General features: G+C 68.8%; 5 protein-coding genes. 3 read left to right on the top strand and 2 right to left on the bottom strand.

Translation table 11 applies throughout. The features are described 5' to 3' along the window. Positions 1 to 469: ROK family protein (locus tag ACYVD1_RS34530; protein WP_460778682.1), on the top strand; the 469-nt coding region annotated here is incomplete at its 5' end. After that, the gene (locus ACYVD1_RS34525) at positions 466 to 1149 is read left to right on the top strand and encodes an N-acetylmannosamine-6-phosphate 2-epimerase (RefSeq protein ID WP_460778681.1); all 684 of its coding nucleotides are present in this window, start codon (positions 466 to 468) and stop codon (positions 1147 to 1149) included. The genes ACYVD1_RS34530 and ACYVD1_RS34525, both read left to right, overlap by 4 nt. A 226-nt stretch (positions 1150 to 1375) precedes the next feature. Here ACYVD1_RS34525 and ACYVD1_RS34520 read toward each other — a convergent pair whose 3' ends face one another. Further along, positions 1376 to 1564: a DUF397 domain-containing protein gene (locus ACYVD1_RS34520; RefSeq protein WP_460778680.1), complete on the bottom strand. Its 189-nt coding sequence runs from the start codon at positions 1562 to 1564 to the stop codon at positions 1376 to 1378. Between the two features lies 1 nt (position 1565). After that, positions 1566 to 2405, bottom strand: a complete 840-nt coding sequence (locus ACYVD1_RS34515) for a helix-turn-helix domain-containing protein (RefSeq protein WP_460778679.1) — start codon at positions 2403 to 2405, stop codon at positions 1566 to 1568. Between the two features lie 188 nt (positions 2406 to 2593). On the opposite strand from ACYVD1_RS34515, the gene ACYVD1_RS34510 reads away from it, so the two are divergent. Continuing rightward, positions 2594 to 2795, top strand: a 202-nt coding sequence (locus ACYVD1_RS34510; protein ID WP_460778199.1) for a hypothetical protein, incomplete at its 3' end; no start/stop codon positions are given.

Here is a 2795-nt window from a genome sequence, read left to right as displayed (position 1 = left end):
GGTCCACACCGGTGCCCGCGCGGCGGCGGGGCACGCCGGACACGTCCCCGTGGCAGCGGCCGCCGGACGCCGCTGCCCCTGCGGCGCAGAGGGGCACGTCGAAGCGGTGGCGTCGGGGCCGGCCCTGCTCGACGAGTACCGGCGCCGGGGCGGGGAGCGGAGAGCAGGACTCGAGGAGGTCGCCGCGGCGGCCGAAGAGGGGGATCCGGTGGCCCGAACCGTCCTGGAGGAGGGAGCCGCGGCCTTGGGGTCCGCGCTGGCGGGTGTCGCCAACGTCGTCGCCCCGGACGTGGTCGTGGTCGGCGGCGGGGTCGCCGGGTCCGGTACGACCTGGTGGTCGGCGCTGCGGGGGGAGACCGCACGGGGACTCGTGCCGGCCCTGCACGGTCTGCCGGTGGTCCCCTCCGCGCTCGGAACAGACGCGGCTCTGCTGGGAGCCGGACGCATGGTGTGGAAGGAGCACGGATGAGCGCTGTACCGGGAGGACTCGGCGGACTGCGCGGCGGGGTGGTGGTCTCCTGCCAGGCCTACCCCGGCGAACCCATGCGGGACTCCGACACCATGGCCCGCGTGGCGATGGCGGCGCGCGACGGCGGCGCCGCGGGGATCCGGGCCCAGGGTCTGGCGGACGTCGCCGGCATCCGCACCGCCACGGACCTGCCGCTGATCGGCCTGGTAAAGGAGGGCACGGAAGGGGTCGTGATCACGCCGACCCTGGCCACCGCCCTGGACGTGGCACGCGCGGGTGCGGACGCCGTGGCGGTCGACGCCACCGGACGGCCCCGGCCGGACGGGACCACGCTGGCCGAGATCGTCCGCGCGGTACACGAGGAGACCGGCCGACTGGTCATGGCGGACGTGTCCGGCCGCGACGAGGGTCTGGCGGCGCAGGACGCCGGAGCGGACCTGGTGGGCACCACGCTCTCCGGGTACACGCCCGACTCGCCTCGGAACGAGGGCCCCGACCTCGACCTGGTGGGCAAGCTGGCGGGGGAACTCGACGTTCCCGTGCTCGCCGAGGGGCGGATCCACCGGCCCCACCAGGTCACCGAGGCCCTGGCCCGCGGCGCCTTCGCCGTGGTCGTCGGAACCGCGATCACCCACCCCACCACGCTGACCCGCTGGTTCGTGGACGCCTCCCGAGCCTGACCGGGGTGCCGCACGCCACCCGGACAGCAGGAAAGGGGCGGGACGCGCGCTTCCTCCTCCGGCGCGGGCTACTCGTGCCCGGAGGTCCGCATCAGCGGCACTGCCGTCGGAGCCTACTTCCCGCACGGCCAGCACCGGGTTACAGTGTTCGCGGGAATTGAACGTAAGGGCCCCGGCCACGATGAACCCAATCTGGGTTCAAGCGGTCGGGGCCCTTCTGTTTGCCCTACTTAGGTGCCTTCACAGTGCCTACCAGCCCGGCCCATTCTGCCGGTGAGAACATGAGGTGTCCGGCCTCGCGATGCTGGGTGTCGCGCACAGCGGAACCGTCAGGGAGGTCCGCGACCTCGACACAGTTCTGAGGTTGCGAGTAGGTCGACTTGCGGAACAGGTCAGTGGGAATTGAACGGGTCATGTCAGGTGGTCATTTCTCGTAGTCGGGCAACTGTCTCCTCCGGCAGGAGTGCCGCGAGGCGTAGGTGGTCGAAGAGTTTGCGGTAGCGCGCGACCTGGTCGACTTCCTCCAGGTAGAGACCGTCAGTGTCGGTCTCCAAGTACACGATGGAGGGGTCGATGGTGTTCGGGAAGTCCATGATGACGAACGGTCCGCCACTGCCGGGGTGGAGCTTGTCGTGAGGAACGATCTGAATGGTGATGCGTGGATCTTCAGATGCGGCAACCAAGTGGGAGACTTGGGCGCGCAGGACTTCGGGATGGTCCCGCAGGCGCATGAGGGCGGTTTCGTCGAACACGAACCAGATGTCGTCTGGCGCATCCTCGAACATCACCCTTTGGCGTGCTATACGGGCGTCAACCACCCGCAGTACGTCTTTGGGGTCGCGCACGAGGGCAGTCCGGCTGATCAGTTCGGCGTATTCAGGTACTTGGAGCAGCCCAGGCACCACCGCCAACTCCCAGTTGTAGATGACTGAGGCCTCGGCCTCGAAGCCGACGAATCTCGGAGCGATGACGTCACGGTAGCGGGTCCACCAGCCACGGTCCCGGGATTGACGGCAGAGGTTGAGCACGGCTTCGCGAACCTCTAGATCCTCGACCTTGTAAGTGTCGAGAAGAGTGCGGATCTCAGCGACCTGGGGCCTCTGCCGCTGTCCGCTTTCAATGTTGCCGATCTTGCCGCGTGACCACTCGGTCGCGTCAACGACGTCGTCGAGGGTCATCCGAGCGTCGTGTCGCAATCGACGCAGCTCCTCAGAGAGCCGACGTCGGCGCACGGTCGGGCTGTATCGCTCGCTCAACTGCTGCTCCTGGTCTGCCGGGTGCCACTTGATCGTATGACCGGCGGTAGGAAGTCGGACAAACGTGTATTCCATTCTCTGGATTCCTGGAAAAGCTTGAAAACGTGGAATACATGCTTCAGGATAGTGCCCACGTTCAGTTCCCAGCCGGACCTCCCATCCGGCATCCGAGCACCAGGAGCCGCGCTATGCCGCGATACCTGAACCTGTCCGAGCTGGCCTACGTGCGCCACCGAGCCGCTGACCTGCTGAGCCGCCGTCGCCCCCGTAACGCGGGGCGGGTGCGCACCTACGCCGCTGCTCCCCGAACCCTGGCCGAGGCGCGGTCGCCGCGCTCGCCCCGGCCGCCGCAGGTCCCGGGACCCCGGCGCCCCTTGGAAACCGCACCCC

The sequence above is a fragment of the Nocardiopsis nanhaiensis genome (assembly GCF_054778635.1).
The sequence above is the reverse complement of the archived record's forward strand: the minus strand, read 5'-3'. Positions and strand labels throughout refer to the sequence as shown.

Coding starts and splice junctions, on each gene's coding strand:
- ACYVD1_RS34525 (WP_460778681.1), top strand. CDS start 466: ATGAGCGCTGTACCGGGAGGACTCGGCGGACTGCGCGGCGGGGTGGTG.
- ACYVD1_RS34520 (WP_460778680.1), bottom strand. CDS start 1,564: ATGACCCGTTCAATTCCCACTGACCTGTTCCGCAAGTCGACCTACTCG.